Source organism: Flavobacterium sp. GQ95, from assembly GCF_059758655.1.
The window spans coordinates 250,546-264,583 of record NZ_JCAXEB010000003.1 but is presented as its reverse complement, the minus strand read 5'-3'; the positions used below and the strand labels follow the sequence as shown (position 1 = coordinate 264,583).

Below are 14,038 nucleotides of genomic sequence, written 5' to 3'. Positions count from 1 at the left end.
ATCTCTATTTATTTCAAATTATTCCAATACCAGCTAACAGCTTCTTTCAATCCTTCTTGTAAAGAATACTTTGGATTATAACCCAAGATTGATTTTGCTTTCTCTATACTTGCCAATGAATGCGGAATATCACCAACTCTATTGGCACCATAAACTATTTCTACATCTGCAATTTTAGAATCAAATTCGGCTAAATATTTTTTCAAATAACCAACCAAATTATTTAATGTATTTCGATCACCGAATGCAGTATTGTAAACTGTGTTTATAGCTTGCGGATTTTGACTTGTCATCGCCAATTCATTCATCTGAATTACATTATCGATATAAGTAAAATCTCTTGAATAGTTTCCATCACCATTAATAACCGGACTTTCATAATTCATCAACTGCATTACAAACTTCGGAATCACCGCTGCATAAGCACCTTTAGGATCCTGCTTTCTTCCAAAAACATTAAAATAACGCAGTCCAATAGTTTCCAAACCATAGGTTTTGCTAAAAATCTCCGCATACAATTCATTTACATATTTTGTAATAGCATAAGGTGATAATGGTTTCCCAATAACATCCTCTACTTTTGGTAACCCTTGGGAATCTCCATATGTTGAAGAACTCGCAGCATATATAAAACGCTTAACTTTCGCATCACGGGAAGCTACTAGCATATTTAAAAATCCTGACACATTTACATCATTTGTGGTTATAGGGTCATTAATCGACCTAGGAACAGAACCAAGGGCAGCCTGATGTAAAACGTAATCAACGCCTTCTGCAGCTAAAATACAATCAGCAATATTCCGGATATCTCCTTCTATTAATTTAAAATTTTGATTGTCTATAAAATCTTCTAGATTATATCGATGACCTGTTGAAAAATTATCTAAACAAACTACTTTATTACCTAATTCTAAAAAATGTTCACATAAATTTGAACCTATAAAACCTGCACCTCCAGTAATAAGAATAGTATTTTGAGTTGATGTTTTCATTTATGTCAGATTATTTTTTATTGAATCTGTTAAAAATAGTTTTCAGGAAATGTGATTTTTCTTCCTCATCATGATATCCGTTAGAATAAGCCCCATATCCATATCCATATCCAGATCCGTATTTAGCCTTATTCTCATAGCCATTGAACACAATACTCGCATTATTAAGCTCACCTCTTTTTATTCTAGTGTTCAACAACGTAATCATATCCTTTTTAGTATAATTTTGTCTTACTATATACAATGTAACATCTGCATATTGAGCCAATTCCAATGCATCAGAAACCAATCCAACCGGAGGTGTGTCTAAAATTATATAATCATATTTTTGCTTCAATTCATCTATTAACTCTTTCATTGCATCACTTAAAATAAGCTCAGAAGGATTTGGTGGTATAGGACCTGAAAGAATAACATCAAGATTTGGAATTTGGGTGGAATTAGTAATTTCTGACAAGCTATTCTGTTTAATTAAGTAATTTACAACACCCAATTGAGTAGTTAAATTAAATTCATCAGCTAATCTTGGCTTTCTTAAATCCAAACCGATAATCACTGTTTTTTTCTCGCTTAAAGCAAAAACAGTTGCAATATTGATAGAACAAAATGTTTTTCCTTCTCCACTAATTGACGAGGTTATCATTAAAGTCTTTGATCCACTTACCTGTTGTTTTTTATACAAAAATTGCAAAGATGAACGAATTGTTCTAAAAGCTTCAGAAAGAGCTGATTTTGGCTTATCAAATACGGCTAAGCTAACATTATCCTTATTAACTCCAACAACACCAATTAATGGAATTTGCGTTAATTTACTAATATCATCAGTATTCTGAATAGAATCATTAATAAAGAAAATACCAAAAACAATCAACAACGGAATTAACAAACCAAGAAAGAGTGCTAAAACATAATTTACCGAGGTTTTTGGTCCGATTAAACCACCTCCAATATCTTTTGCAGGATCTATAAAATGAATATCCGATAAATTAGACGCTTTTACAATTTCTGCTTCATTTCGTTTCTGAAGAAATTCGGTATAAATATTATCGTTTAAATCATATTTTCTTTTAATCTTTAGTAATTCCTGTTGTTCTTCAGGAAGGCGCTTTACAGCACTCTCTGCCTCACCGATTTTAGCGTTTACCAATGACAAATCATACAATAATGATGATTTTGCTGAAGCAATATTTTCTAACAGAACACTTTTAAGTGCCTGCATTTGATTATCAAAATCCTTAAAAATCTTTTCACTTTTTACAGCATAAGCCATTTCTGATCTTTGAGTAGAAAGCGCAATAAGTTTTGAAACACCAGCCACAATATTTGGATCTTCAATTCCTGCAACAGACGGAGCTGGCAATCTTGAATAATCTACACTATTATTCAGGTACATTTTTAAAGAATTGTAATAAGCTATTTTTCTAGAAACCTGATCTCTTTCTACATCAAAATCCATTATTTTATCAGAAAACTTAGCTCCTCCACCTTCTATTTCGTAGATATTTTTATCTTTCCTAAAAGACTTTAACTCGTTGCCATTTTGTTTCAATTGCGATTCCATAGCAACAAGAGTGCTATCAATGAATCTTATTGTATTAGTTGCAAACTGGTTTTTACCGTCAAGCTGAATTTTGATTAACATTTTTACTGTCGAATTCAAATATTCAACCATTCTGGCTTTGTTTGTTCCCTGCATTCCTAAGGTTAATATTGAACCAGCTTTATCATCAGCGTCAACATTGATTCCTTTATATCGGGAAACTGTACCATCAAAATCATTAAATCTTACAAAGTATTCATTTCCATTATAAAGTCCGGGATTATCATTTATCTGTAATTTCCAATTCAGAAAAGGGAGTGAAACTTGTTCTCCAACTCTATATTTTTTTACAAACTCGACCGGCTGAACAGCAGTATTAGAATAAGAATTATCAGAATAATTAATTAGTGAAACCGAATTGTTTTCAAATGGAATTCGGATTTCATATTCATTTGGACTTAAAAATTTAATCCCTATTAAAGCATTGGCAAGTTGCCCCTTCGACTTGTCAATATCTACATAAAAAGGAACTGCACCATAAGAATCTACCAAATTATATTTTCCTTGTGTTAGATAATCAATATAAAACTGCAGTTTACTAACTACTAATTCATTATGAGACCTAGATTGTAATATAGTTGATATTCCATTTACCTGATCTGAAATTCCTCCCCAATTAAAAACCAAACTTGTATTAGATGTAAAAAACGGATTGCTTTCCTCTTTAATAGAAATCATCGTTTGCATTCCGTAGATCTTTTCTTTGCGGATATTTACCTGATAAGCAATAGTAAATGCAATCATCAAACTAACTAAAAACCATTTCCAGTAGCTGAGAATTTTTAGTAAAAATCCTTTAAAATCAAAATTTGAATGATTCTCAAAAATGGAAAAATCTTTTATATCTAACATTCTTTGAATTTACTTTAGTTTTTGATAATTAAATATACTGTTGTCGCCAATGACAATAAGGTAATTATAGTACTTATTGACTGGATACCGGTTTGACCAGTTCCCCACGTTTTCTGTCTTAGTGGTTTTACATAAATATAATCGTTAGGTTGTAAATAATAATAGGGTGATTTCATTACGTTAGCATCTGTAAGATCAATTTCATTCATCTGTACTCCGGTTGGAGTTTGACGAATTATCATCACGGCTTTTCTATTACCTACAGTAGTTATATCTCCTGCATTCGCAACTGCTTCAAGAACATTTACATGTGGCTGAAACAATGTTTTTGTTCCTGTACTTCCAACTTCTCCATTTATTGTATATCTGAAACCAGCTAGTTTTACTGTCACAAAAATATTCGCTTCGCTTTTAAAATATTCTTCGAGTAGTTTTTTCTCGATTATCCCTCTAACTTCTTCAAGAGTATAACCAATAACATTTATTTCTCCTAAAATCGGCATTCTTATATTGCCATGATCATCAACGGTAAATCCATCAAAGTATAAGGCTGATTCTGATTTTCCTATAGTTGAGCTTTCTGTGGTGTTAAAAATCGAAACCAATTTAGGATCAATTGCCTTTATATTAACACTTAAAACATCATTTACCTGCAGTCTATAAGGTTTAGATTCGACAGCCGAAACTGTATTTTGCTCTCCTGAATTGTTTTTATCTTGTAAGTACCATAAATCTTTTACAGGAATACAGGATGTAAATAGTGCACTAATTAGTAATACTATATAAAAGCTTTTTTTTGTCATTATTAAAAATTTATCGCAAATATAGCTTTTCCTTTAATTCTCAGGAAATCTAACTTTTATTTGATCGTATTTAATTATTTTTAAAAGTTTTTTCGAACGGAACCCGATGTAAAATACTTCTTCCAAGCGTAATTTCATCAGCATATTCTAATTCATCACCAACAGCTATTCCTCTTGCAATTGTTGAGATTATAATCTCCGACTCACCAATTTGCTTATAGATATAAAAATTTGTCGTGTCTCCCTCCATTGTTGAACTCAATGCAAAAATAATCTCTATTACTTTTCCGTTCTTTATCTTCTCAACTAAACTCGAAATATTCAACTGACTTGGGCCCACACCTTCAATTGGCGAAATCTTACCACCCAAAACATGATAAATCCCTTTATATTGGCCCGTATTTTCTATAGCCATTACATCACGAATATCTTCGACTACACAAATTGTCTGATGATTTCTAGTTGCATTTGCACAAATTTCGCAAATCTTTGTATCTGAAATATTATGACAGCTTTCACAAAATTTTATATCCTCACGCATGTTTAATAATGCCTGAGCTAAAAAACCAGTTTGTTCTTTCGGTTGTTTTAACAAATGAATAACTAATCGTAATGCCGTACGTTTACCAATTCCGGGTAATTGAGACATTTCGTTAACTGCTTTTTCTATTAATTTTGATGAAAATTCCATGACGACAAAAGTAATACTTTAATGTTGCTTTTAGTCCCGATAGAAGTGGAAATCCTTTTTGTTTTTAAAGGAAAAACAAAAAGATTACTAACCTTGTTTTCATTTAACTGGAGTTCATTGAACTTCGTTTAAAACAGATAGCGGGATTAGCTCCTTAAAAAATTAATATTGATTAGTAGCCAATAAAACCAAAGTACAAGCCACTTCAGCCTTAATTTTATTCAGCTCCAGCAATTGATATAATTCTGGATTTTCAGTTCCGGGATTAAAAACAACTCTTTTTGGCTGCGCTTCAATAATATAATTATAATAATCACGCTGACGACTTGGATTTAAATACAAGGTTACTGTGTCTATATTTTTTACAGGTATTGCTTTGGTGTGAATTTTCACCCCGGCAACCTCACCGGTATTTTGACCAATTGCTAATACCGTATGTCCTTTTTGAACCAACATATTTATAGCTCTATATGCGTATCGATCTGGTTTTGTAGTAGCTCCCAGAACTAAAGTTTTTTTATTTTTCATTATTTTTTAAAATATAATGCAAAAGTAATCAAAAAGAATGAGCTGGGTTTATCTTATTAATTTAGAATTCAATCAATAAAACAATATCTAACATGATTTTACTTTGTTCAATTAAAATTTGATTATTTTTACTTTACTAACCAAAACTCTATGGATCTTTTCATTTATTTATTTGCTGCTCTTTTTTCAGTTTTAAATCCAATTGGTACTGTTCCTATTTTTGTTGGCCTTACCCAACATGATTCTCAAAAAGAACGTTCACGAATTTCATTATGGACTGCAATAAACGTTTTTATTATTTTGATTGTATCTTATTTTATAGGTCAATATGTTCTAACTTTTTTCGGAATTAGTATTGACGCCCTTCGAATTGCCGGCGGAATTGTGATTGTAAATTCTGGCTTTTCGCTGCTTTCAGGAAAATTCAATAAAAAAAGAGGAATTAATAAAAAGATTGAAAATGAAGCTCACCAAAGAAATGATATTGCTTTAACTCCTTTAGCTATTCCTATGCTTGCCGGACCAGGTTCAATATCATTATTGATTGCTTTCTACCAGGAACATCACCAAATGAATGAAATTATTCTTTCGAGTTTAGCCATTTTAGCGATTGCGGTTGCCATTTTTGCTATTTTAAAAAGTGCCCATTATTTAGCAAGAATATTAGGTGCTTCAGGAATTGTAGCGATATCACGAATTGTTGGCTTTATTGTAATTTCTATCGGAATTCAATACATAGTGAGTTCAATAATTAATATCATAAAAGGGAATTTGATGTAAATCAGCTTTAAATCTCACATAAATAAAAAGGGATAGAACTTTTTTAACGTTTTATCCCTCTTTTATATTTTATCATTAATTTTTCAATTTCTTGGCAAAAATACTTCAGCCATCATACATCTTGCACTTCCTCCTCCGCAAGCTTCGATAGTATCTAAACTTGAACTTAGAATTTCAGCATGATTTTCTAATTGAGCAATTTGTTTTGGAGTTAAACTTTGATGTGCTGATGCACTCATAACAATATATTTTTTATCATTTGTTCCTCGAACTTCTAACATATTGCCAGCAAAATTATTTACCTGAGCTTCTGTGATTAGAATAATTTCCTTTTTATCTGCTTTTAGATTTTCCAGAACCATTTTACGTTCTTTTTTATCATCGATACAATCTGCACAAATAACTGCAAAAGTTTCTCCCAAGCACATCATTACGTTTGTATGATAGATTAACTTACGTTCTCCATCAACCGTTTGAAATGCTTCAAAAATTACTGGAGCATAATCAAAATCTTCACAAAACTCTATAAACAATTCTTCATCAGCACGTGGAGACAATGCACAATATGCTTTTGCATTTGCACGATCTAAAAGCAAGCTTCCTGTTCCTTCTAAGAAAAACCCATCTTCTTCTGCAGATGTATAATCCATTATATTAGAAATCTCAAAACCTTTCTCTTCAAGAGTGTCCAAAATATCTTCACGACGCTCCTGACGACGATTCTCTGCAAACATTGGATATAATGCCACATCTCCATTTTCATGAAAAGAAACCCAATTGTTTGGAAAAATACTATCAGGTGTATCCGTTTCTAAAGTATCATCAATAACCGTAACATCAACACCTACTGCTCTCAATTTTACAACAAAAGTATCAAACTCTTGTTGCGCTTTTGCATTTACTGTGCTCGGCAAAAGTCCATCTAATACTTTTTGATAGTAATTATTTACTGCTGTTTGCTCATTCATTCTGAAAGCAACCGGGCGAATCATTACGATTGCATTTGTTGTTTGTTGCATAATCTATACATTTTATTTTCTCAGGTTTCAAGTTATAGCACTTGAACACCTAAAAACTTATTTTTTAATCTCTAATTAATGGTAAAGTGGAACATCTTAACAAACCTTCTTGTTTTGCAATTTCAGCGTATGGAATTTCTTCAACAGTAAATCCATTTACTCGAAGCCAATTGTTCAGACGAGTAAAATTTTTCTCAGAAACAACTACATTTTTATCAATAGAAAAAACATTCGAAAACATATTGTACATTTCATTTCTTTCAATGTGAAATAGATTTTCTTTACCAAAAAGATTGACCAAATACAAATAATCAGCTTCTTCACGGAAGCCTCTTTTATAAATTATCCCTTTATCTTTTCCAACAGGCTGAAAACAACAATCTAAGTGTAACGCATTATCGCGAGCCTCTAATTTAGATTTTACCAAATCAAACTCTTTGACAATTTTATTTGGGAACAATTCTTTAATATAGTTCACACCATGCATATTAGTTCTTGCAGTGATATAATCTTTATAATCGCTTCCTTTATAGGTTCCGATAAATATATGATCATTCCAAAGCATTACATCTCCTCCTTCAATATGAACTTCCTCAGGTGGACGAACCACTTTTGAAGAATCTATTTGATCAATAACATATTGAATTGCATCTAATTCACGTTCTCTATCAGGCAAAATATTCGATTTTACAAAAATATCATCAATTACAAAACCTATATCTCTTGCAAAAATTTGATTGTAATTTTCAATCATTTCCGGACGATAAACGGTTACATCATATTTCTGAAAAACAGCATTAAAAGCATCCATTTCAGCAACCATATCCTTTTCAACAGGATAAGTTCCTGCCTTAATATGTTCCAATGATTTGGGATCATAGGCTTCATCTAAAGATGGAGTTGGCCCATTATGAACGGCAGAACCCAAAACTACTGCACGCAGTCTTGACGTTTCGTTCTTTATATTTAATTGCAACATAACTCTATTATATTTTGAGCAAATATAAAAAAAGCTTCACAGTTAAGTGAAGCTTTAAAGTTATTTTATTTATTAGACTTAAAGTCTCTCAATGGATGTCCTGTATAAATTTGTCTAGGTCTTCCAATCGGTTCTTTGTTTTCACGCATTTCTTTCCATTGCGCGATCCAGCCTGGCAATCTACCAATAGCAAACATTACTGTAAACATATCAGTTGGAATCCCTAATGCTCTGTAGATAATTCCAGAGTAGAAATCAACATTAGGATATAAATTTCTTGATTTGAAATAATCGTCTTCAAGAGCAGCTGCTTCAAGCTTTTTAGCAATTTCCAAAATAGGATCATTAACACCTAAAGTTTCTAAAACTTCTTTAGCTGCCTTTTTAATAATTTTAGCTCTTGGATCAAAATTTTTATATACTCTGTGACCGAATCCCATTAAACGGAAAGGATCATTTTTGTCTTTCGCTTTCGCTAAAAACTTATCTGTATCTCCACCGTCTTTATTAATTTCTTCTAACATTTCAAGCACAGCCTGATTTGCTCCACCGTGAAGTGGTCCCCAAAGAGCAGAAACCCCTGCAGAGATTGATGCAAATAAACCAGCATGAGATGAACCTACCATTCTTACTGTAGATGTAGAACAGTTTTGTTCGTGATCAGCGTGAAGAATAAATAATTTATCTAAGGCGTCAATAACAACCGGACTTGCTTTGTAAGGACCTGTAGGCAATTGAAACATTAATTGCATAAAATTTTCTACATACCCTTTTGTGTTGTCATAATAATTCAACGGATAACCCATTGATTTTCTGTATGTCCAAGTAGCAATTACAAGAAATTTCGCCATTGTTTTACATATAGCTTCATACATTTCTTTTTCATTGTCAACATTTACTGCTTTTGGATTAAATGCTGTCAAAGCACTTGTTAAAGCAGATAAAACTCCCATTGGATGGGCAGTTTTTGGAAATCCGTCAATGATATTTTTCATTTCTTCGTTTACCAAAGTATGTTTTTTAATATCATTTTCAAATTGCTCTAATTGTTGAGCTGTTGGCAATTCACCAAAAATTAAAAGATAAGAAACTTCTAAAAAATTTGCCTTTTCAGCTAAATCTTCGATTGAATACCCTCTGTAACGCAAAATTCCTAATTCTCCGTCTAAGAAAGTGATTTCACTTTTGCAAGAACCAGAATTTTTATAACCTGGATCAATTGTGATAACACCAGTTAAATCACGTAATTTGTTAATATCGATAGCTGATTCATTTTCGCTCCCTGTAATAACCGGAAGCTCAATTTTTTGACCATCTACTTCTAATGTAGCTATTTTTGACATAATATATCGGAAATAAATCTTTAAAATAATAATTTATCAAATCTAAGGAATTTAAGACTAATTAAAAAAGGAATACTGCTATGAATTTGTTAAAACTCCAAAAAAAAACCACCCATTAAAAAATGGATGGTCTAAATCTATATATAAACTTACAATTATTTAATCTTGAAAGCCTTTAACCCCGGAAAATAAGCAGTACTTCCCAACTCTTCTTCAATTCTTAATAATTGATTGTATTTTGCCATACGATCAGAACGAGAAGCAGAACCGGTTTTAATTTGACCGCAATTTAAAGCTACAGCTAAATCAGCAATAGTATTATCTTCTGTTTCTCCTGAACGGTGAGACATTACTGAAGTATAACCAGCATTTTTAGCCATGTTTACAGCTGCAATAGTTTCAGTCAAAGTACCAATTTGGTTTACTTTTACTAAAATTGAATTTGCAATTCCTTTTTCAATACCTGTAGACAAACGCTCAACATTAGTAACAAATAAATCATCACCAACTAATTGTACTTTATCTCCAATTTTATCCGTTAAATATTTCCATCCGTTCCAGTCATCTTCGTACATACCGTCTTCGATAGAGATAATTGGATATTTAGCAGCAAGTTCAGCTAAATAATCAGCCTGCTCTTCAGAAGTTCTGATTTTTCCAGTTTCACCTTCGAATTTAGTATAATCGTATTTACCGTTTACATAAAATTCAGATGCAGCACAGTCAAGAGCAATCATGATTTCGTCACCGAAAGAGTAACCCGCTTTTTCAACTGCTAATTTGATAGTATCTAAAGCATCTTCAGTACCTCCAGCTAAATTTGGCGCAAAACCTCCTTCATCACCTACAGCAGTACTTAAACCCCTGTCATGTAATACTTTTTTCAAGCTGTGAAAAATTTCAGTTCCCATTTGCATTGCATGTGTAAATGAAGTTGCCTTTACAGGAAAAATCATAAACTCCTGGAATGCGATAGGCGCGTCCGAGTGAGAACCACCATTGATGATATTCATCATTGGTACAGGTAATGTATTAGCAGAAACTCCACCAACATATCTGTACAATGGCAAGCCAAGTTCATTTGCAGCAGCTTTTGCAGCAGCTAAAGAAACTCCTAAAATAGCATTAGCTCCTAATTTAGATTTATTTGGAGTTCCATCTAAATCAATCATTAACTGATCGATTGTGTTTTGTTCGAAAACAGAAGTTCCAACTAACTCTTCAGCAATAACAGTATTTACATTGTTCACTGCATTCAAAACTCCTTTTCCTAGAAATGCTTTTCCTCCGTCACGTAGTTCAACAGCTTCATGTTCTCCGGTTGAAGCTCCAGAAGGAACAGCTGCTCTACCTAGAACGCCATTTTCTGTAACTACATCAACTTCAATAGTAGGATTACCTCTGGAATCAAAAATTTGTCTTGCGTGAACTTTAATTATAATACTCATTATTTTTGTTTTTTATTAATAAATTATATTTTTTTTCGAAATTATAAAAATATTTAATAGAAAAAATGCATTCTTACTATTAAACGCCTTTATTTATTAACTATATCGTTTTAGCAGCAGCTTGTTTTATATTCTCAACAAACTGATCAAACAAATAAGACGAATCATGTGGTCCCGGACTTGCTTCCGGATGATATTGAACTGAAAAGCAATTCTTGTTTTTCATTCTCATTCCGGCAACTGTATCATCGTTTAAATGCACGTGCGTAATCTCTAATTCCGGATGACCATCTAATGCCTCTCTTTTTACAGCAAAACCATGATTTTGAGAAGTTATTTCCCCTTTACCAGTAATGATGTTTTTTACGGGATGATTAATACCACGGTGACCACCAAACATTTTATATGTTTTAACACCGTTTGCCAACGCTATAATCTGATGACCTAAACAAATTCCGAATAAAGGCTTGTCATCAGCTATAATTTCTTTAGCAACCTGTATAGCTCCAAATAACGGATCTGGATCTCCAGGTCCATTTGACAAGAAGTATCCATCCGGATTAAATTCTGTCAAATCTTTATAAGTGGAATCATAGGGAAAGACTTTAATATAACAATCTCTCTTAGCAAGATTTCTTAATATATTCTTTTTGATCCCTAAATCTAAAGCTGATATTTTATAAGTAGCATTTTCATCTCCAAAAAAATAAGGTTCAGTAGTCGATACTTTTGAAGCCAACTCTAAACCTTCCATATTTGGTACATTTGCCAATTCTTTTTTCAACTCTTCAACCGAAGTTCCGTCTGTACAAATAACAGCATTCATAGCTCCGTTGTCACGGATATAACTTACCAATGCACGGGTATCAACATCAGAAATACAGATTAAATTTTGTTTAGTAAAATAATCTTCTAAACTCCCTGAAGCATCTTCACGTGAATAATTAAAGCTGAAGTTTTTACAAACCAAACCAGCAATTTTGACACTGTCAGATTCTATTTCTAAATCATTAATACCATAATTTCCAATATGTGCATTAGTAGCCACTAATATCTGACCAAAATAAGAAGGATCCGTAAATATTTCCTGATATCCTGTCATTCCTGTATTAAAACAAACTTCACCAAAAGTTTTACCGCTAATTCCGATAGATTTTCCGTGAAAAATTGTCCCATCACTAAGTAATAAAATGGCGCTTTGTCGTGTAGTGTATTTCATTCTTTAATTTGTATTGTTTTTTATCGTCTAATGAATCAGGTAAACCTGTTCCATTTGTAATTAGATATTTTGCAAATTTACTTCTTTAAAAGAGTGTCTCCAAGATTTTTTAAAACTTTCCTTCATAAAAATAAAACCTGATGAATCAAATAAGTTAAAAATCAGATTTACTTTAAAAAAAATCAAAAAAAAAGGATAAACTAAAAATTAGCTTATCCTTGATGTTTATAGAATCATTATTTTCATAATTATTCAGAAGCTTCAGTAGTCGTTTCAGACTCAGCAGCTGGAGCTTCAGTAGTTTCTTCAGCTTTCTTTGCTTTACCACCACGACGGCTTTTTGCTTTTTTAACTTCTTTTTTACCTCCATTGTAAAGTTCATTGAAATCTACAAGTTCGATCATTGCCATATCAGCATTATCTCCCAAACGATTTCCAACTTTAATGATACGAGTGTATCCACCTGGACGGTCTCCAACTTTAGCAGCTACGTCTCTGAACAAGTCAGTTACCGCATATTTGCTACGTAAGTAAGCAAAAACAATACGACGATTGTGAGTTGTATCTTCTTTTGATTTTGTGATTAAAGGCTCAACGAATTGTTTAAGCGCTTTAGCCTTAGCAACAGTAGTGTTAATACGTTTGTGCTCAATAAGAGAACAAGCCATATTAGCTAACATAGCTTTTCTATGTCCAGTCTGTCTGCTTAAGTGATTGAATTTTTTTCCGTGTCTCATTGCTATTTTAAATTTAATCCGCCGTGGCGGATTGAATTATTCTTTATCTAATTTGTATTTAGCTAAGTCCATTCCGAAAGTTAAATTTTTAACTGCAACAAGTTCATCAAGTTCAGTTAAAGATTTTTTACCAAAATTACGGAATTTCATCAGGTCATTTTTATTGAACGATACTAAATCACCAAGTGTATCAACTTCAGCCGCTTTCAAGCAATTTAATGCTCTCACAGATAAATCCATATCAACAAGCTTAGTTTTAAGCAATTGTCTCATATGCAATGACTCTTCATCATACGATTCTGTTTGTGCAATTTCGTCAGCCTCGAGTGTAATTCTTTCGTCAGAAAATAACATGAAGTGGTGAATTAAAACTTTAGCAGCTTCAGTAAGAGCATCTTTTGGATTAATAGATCCATCAGTTTTAATTTCAAAAACTAATTTTTCATAATCTGTCTTTTGTTCTACACGGAAGTTTTCAATTGCATATTTTACATTTTTTACCGGAGTAAAAATAGAATCTGTAAAAATGGTTCCAATTGCAGCGTTCTGTTTTTTGTTCTCCTCAGCAGGTACATATCCTCTACCTTTTTCGATTGTTAAATCGAAGTTCAATTTGATTTTAGAATCTAAATTACAGATAACAAGGTCTGGGTTCAGAACTTGGAAACCTGAGATAAATTTTTGAAAATCACCTGCTGTTAATTGATCTTTACCTGAAACAGAAATAGTAACTGCTTCATTATCGATATCTTCAATTTGACGTTTGAAACGTACTTGCTTTAGATTAAGGATAATTTCGGTAACATCTTCAACAACACCTGAAATAGTAGAAAACTCATGATCTACACCTTCGATACGAACAGATGTAATTGCATAACCTTCTAATGCTGAAAGCAAAACTCTTCTAAGTGCATTACCAACTGTCAATCCGTAACCAGGTTCTAAAGGTCTAAATTCGAATTTACCTTCAAAATCGGTTGAATCGATCATGATAACTTTATCGGGCTTTTGAAAATTAAATATTGCCATAAATTTCGACTAAGTCAA

At 32.3% G+C, this 14,038-nt stretch carries 13 protein-coding genes; 1 reads left to right on the top strand and 12 read right to left on the bottom strand.

Annotated features, from left to right (window positions below):
* Nucleotides 1-8: 8 nt before the first annotated feature.
* The 5 genes from AC6CH4_RS08430 to AC6CH4_RS08410 all read right to left on the bottom strand — a co-directional run bounded on the left by AC6CH4_RS08430 (nucleotide 9) and on the right by AC6CH4_RS08410 (nucleotide 5,466).
* Nucleotides 9-992: an SDR family oxidoreductase gene (locus AC6CH4_RS08430; RefSeq protein WP_498101965.1), complete on the bottom strand. Its 984-nt coding sequence runs from the start codon at nucleotides 990-992 to the stop codon at nucleotides 9-11.
* A 10-nt stretch (nucleotides 993-1,002) separates the two neighbouring features.
* On the bottom strand, nucleotides 1,003-3,444 hold the full coding sequence (locus AC6CH4_RS08425; RefSeq protein ID WP_498101963.1) for a polysaccharide biosynthesis tyrosine autokinase: 2,442 nt from the start codon (nucleotides 3,442-3,444) through the stop codon (nucleotides 1,003-1,005).
* A gap of 14 nt (nucleotides 3,445-3,458) precedes the next feature.
* Entirely contained in the window at nucleotides 3,459-4,247 is a 789-nt protein-coding gene (locus tag AC6CH4_RS08420) for a polysaccharide biosynthesis/export family protein (RefSeq protein ID WP_498101961.1), read from the bottom strand.
* 70 nt (nucleotides 4,248-4,317) lie between these two features.
* Nucleotides 4,318-4,938: a recombination mediator RecR gene (gene recR, locus AC6CH4_RS08415; protein WP_498101959.1), complete on the bottom strand. Its 621-nt coding sequence runs from the start codon at nucleotides 4,936-4,938 to the stop codon at nucleotides 4,318-4,320.
* 162 nt (nucleotides 4,939-5,100) lie between these two features.
* Nucleotides 5,101-5,466, bottom strand: a complete 366-nt coding sequence (locus AC6CH4_RS08410) for a CoA-binding protein (protein ID WP_498101957.1) — start codon at nucleotides 5,464-5,466, stop codon at nucleotides 5,101-5,103.
* 150 nt (nucleotides 5,467-5,616) lie between these two features.
* Between AC6CH4_RS08410 and AC6CH4_RS08405 the strand changes: the two genes are divergently transcribed.
* A complete protein-coding gene (locus tag AC6CH4_RS08405) occupies nucleotides 5,617-6,246 on the top strand; it encodes a MarC family NAAT transporter (RefSeq protein ID WP_498101955.1) in 630 nt (209 codons plus the stop codon).
* An 83-nt stretch (nucleotides 6,247-6,329) separates the two neighbouring features.
* Here AC6CH4_RS08405 and ctlX read toward each other — a convergent pair whose 3' ends face one another.
* The 7 genes from ctlX to AC6CH4_RS08370 form a co-directional block, all read right to left on the bottom strand.
* A complete protein-coding gene (gene ctlX, locus AC6CH4_RS08400; protein ID WP_498101953.1) occupies nucleotides 6,330-7,265 on the bottom strand; it encodes a citrulline utilization hydrolase CtlX in 936 nt (311 codons plus the stop codon).
* Nucleotides 7,266-7,329: 64 nt separating this feature from the next.
* Nucleotides 7,330-8,244 carry a dimethylarginine dimethylaminohydrolase family protein gene (locus tag AC6CH4_RS08395; protein ID WP_498101951.1) on the bottom strand — a complete coding sequence of 305 codons (915 nt, stop codon included), beginning with the start codon at nucleotides 8,242-8,244 and terminating at the stop codon, nucleotides 7,330-7,332.
* 65 nt (nucleotides 8,245-8,309) lie between these two features.
* The gene (locus AC6CH4_RS08390; protein WP_498101949.1) at nucleotides 8,310-9,587 is read right to left on the bottom strand and encodes a citrate synthase; all 1,278 of its coding nucleotides are present in this window, start codon (nucleotides 9,585-9,587) and stop codon (nucleotides 8,310-8,312) included.
* 155 nt (nucleotides 9,588-9,742) lie between these two features.
* Nucleotides 9,743-11,035, bottom strand: coding sequence for a phosphopyruvate hydratase (gene eno / locus AC6CH4_RS08385; protein ID WP_056195292.1), 1,293 nt, complete (start codon nucleotides 11,033-11,035; stop codon nucleotides 9,743-9,745).
* A gap of 100 nt (nucleotides 11,036-11,135) precedes the next feature.
* Entirely contained in the window at nucleotides 11,136-12,254 is a 1,119-nt protein-coding gene (carA, locus tag AC6CH4_RS08380) for a glutamine-hydrolyzing carbamoyl-phosphate synthase small subunit (RefSeq protein ID WP_498101947.1), read from the bottom strand.
* 248 nt (nucleotides 12,255-12,502) lie between these two features.
* Nucleotides 12,503-12,991: a 50S ribosomal protein L17 gene (rplQ, locus tag AC6CH4_RS08375; protein ID WP_007803683.1), complete on the bottom strand. Its 489-nt coding sequence runs from the start codon at nucleotides 12,989-12,991 to the stop codon at nucleotides 12,503-12,505.
* Nucleotides 12,992-13,027: 36 nt separating this feature from the next.
* Entirely contained in the window at nucleotides 13,028-14,020 is a 993-nt protein-coding gene (locus AC6CH4_RS08370; protein WP_026109818.1) for a DNA-directed RNA polymerase subunit alpha, read from the bottom strand.
* Between the last annotated feature and the right edge of the window lie 18 nt (nucleotides 14,021-14,038).

Bases quoted from the DNA above. Each gene is read 5' to 3' on its own strand.
- AC6CH4_RS08430 (WP_498101965.1), bottom strand. From the start codon at position 992: ATGAAAACATCAACTCAAAATACTATTCTTATTACTGGAGGTGCAGGT.
- AC6CH4_RS08425 (WP_498101963.1), bottom strand. From the start codon at position 3,444: ATGTTAGATATAAAAGATTTTTCCATTTTTGAGAATCATTCAAATTTT.
- AC6CH4_RS08420 (WP_498101961.1), bottom strand. From the start codon at position 4,247: ATGACAAAAAAAAGCTTTTATATAGTATTACTAATTAGTGCACTATTT.
- recR (WP_498101959.1), bottom strand. From the start codon at position 4,938: ATGGAATTTTCATCAAAATTAATAGAAAAAGCAGTTAACGAAATGTCT.
- AC6CH4_RS08410 (WP_498101957.1), bottom strand. From the start codon at position 5,466: ATGAAAAATAAAAAAACTTTAGTTCTGGGAGCTACTACAAAACCAGAT.
- AC6CH4_RS08405 (WP_498101955.1), top strand. From the start codon at position 5,617: ATGGATCTTTTCATTTATTTATTTGCTGCTCTTTTTTCAGTTTTAAAT.
- ctlX (WP_498101953.1), bottom strand. From the start codon at position 7,265: ATGCAACAAACAACAAATGCAATCGTAATGATTCGCCCGGTTGCTTTC.
- AC6CH4_RS08395 (WP_498101951.1), bottom strand. From the start codon at position 8,244: ATGTTGCAATTAAATATAAAGAACGAAACGTCAAGACTGCGTGCAGTA.
- AC6CH4_RS08390 (WP_498101949.1), bottom strand. From the start codon at position 9,587: ATGTCAAAAATAGCTACATTAGAAGTAGATGGTCAAAAAATTGAGCTT.
- eno (WP_056195292.1), bottom strand. From the start codon at position 11,035: ATGAGTATTATAATTAAAGTTCACGCAAGACAAATTTTTGATTCCAGA.
- carA (WP_498101947.1), bottom strand. From the start codon at position 12,254: ATGAAATACACTACACGACAAAGCGCCATTTTATTACTTAGTGATGGG.
- rplQ (WP_007803683.1), bottom strand. From the start codon at position 12,991: ATGAGACACGGAAAAAAATTCAATCACTTAAGCAGACAGACTGGACAT.
- AC6CH4_RS08370 (WP_026109818.1), bottom strand. From the start codon at position 14,020: ATGGCAATATTTAATTTTCAAAAGCCCGATAAAGTTATCATGATCGAT.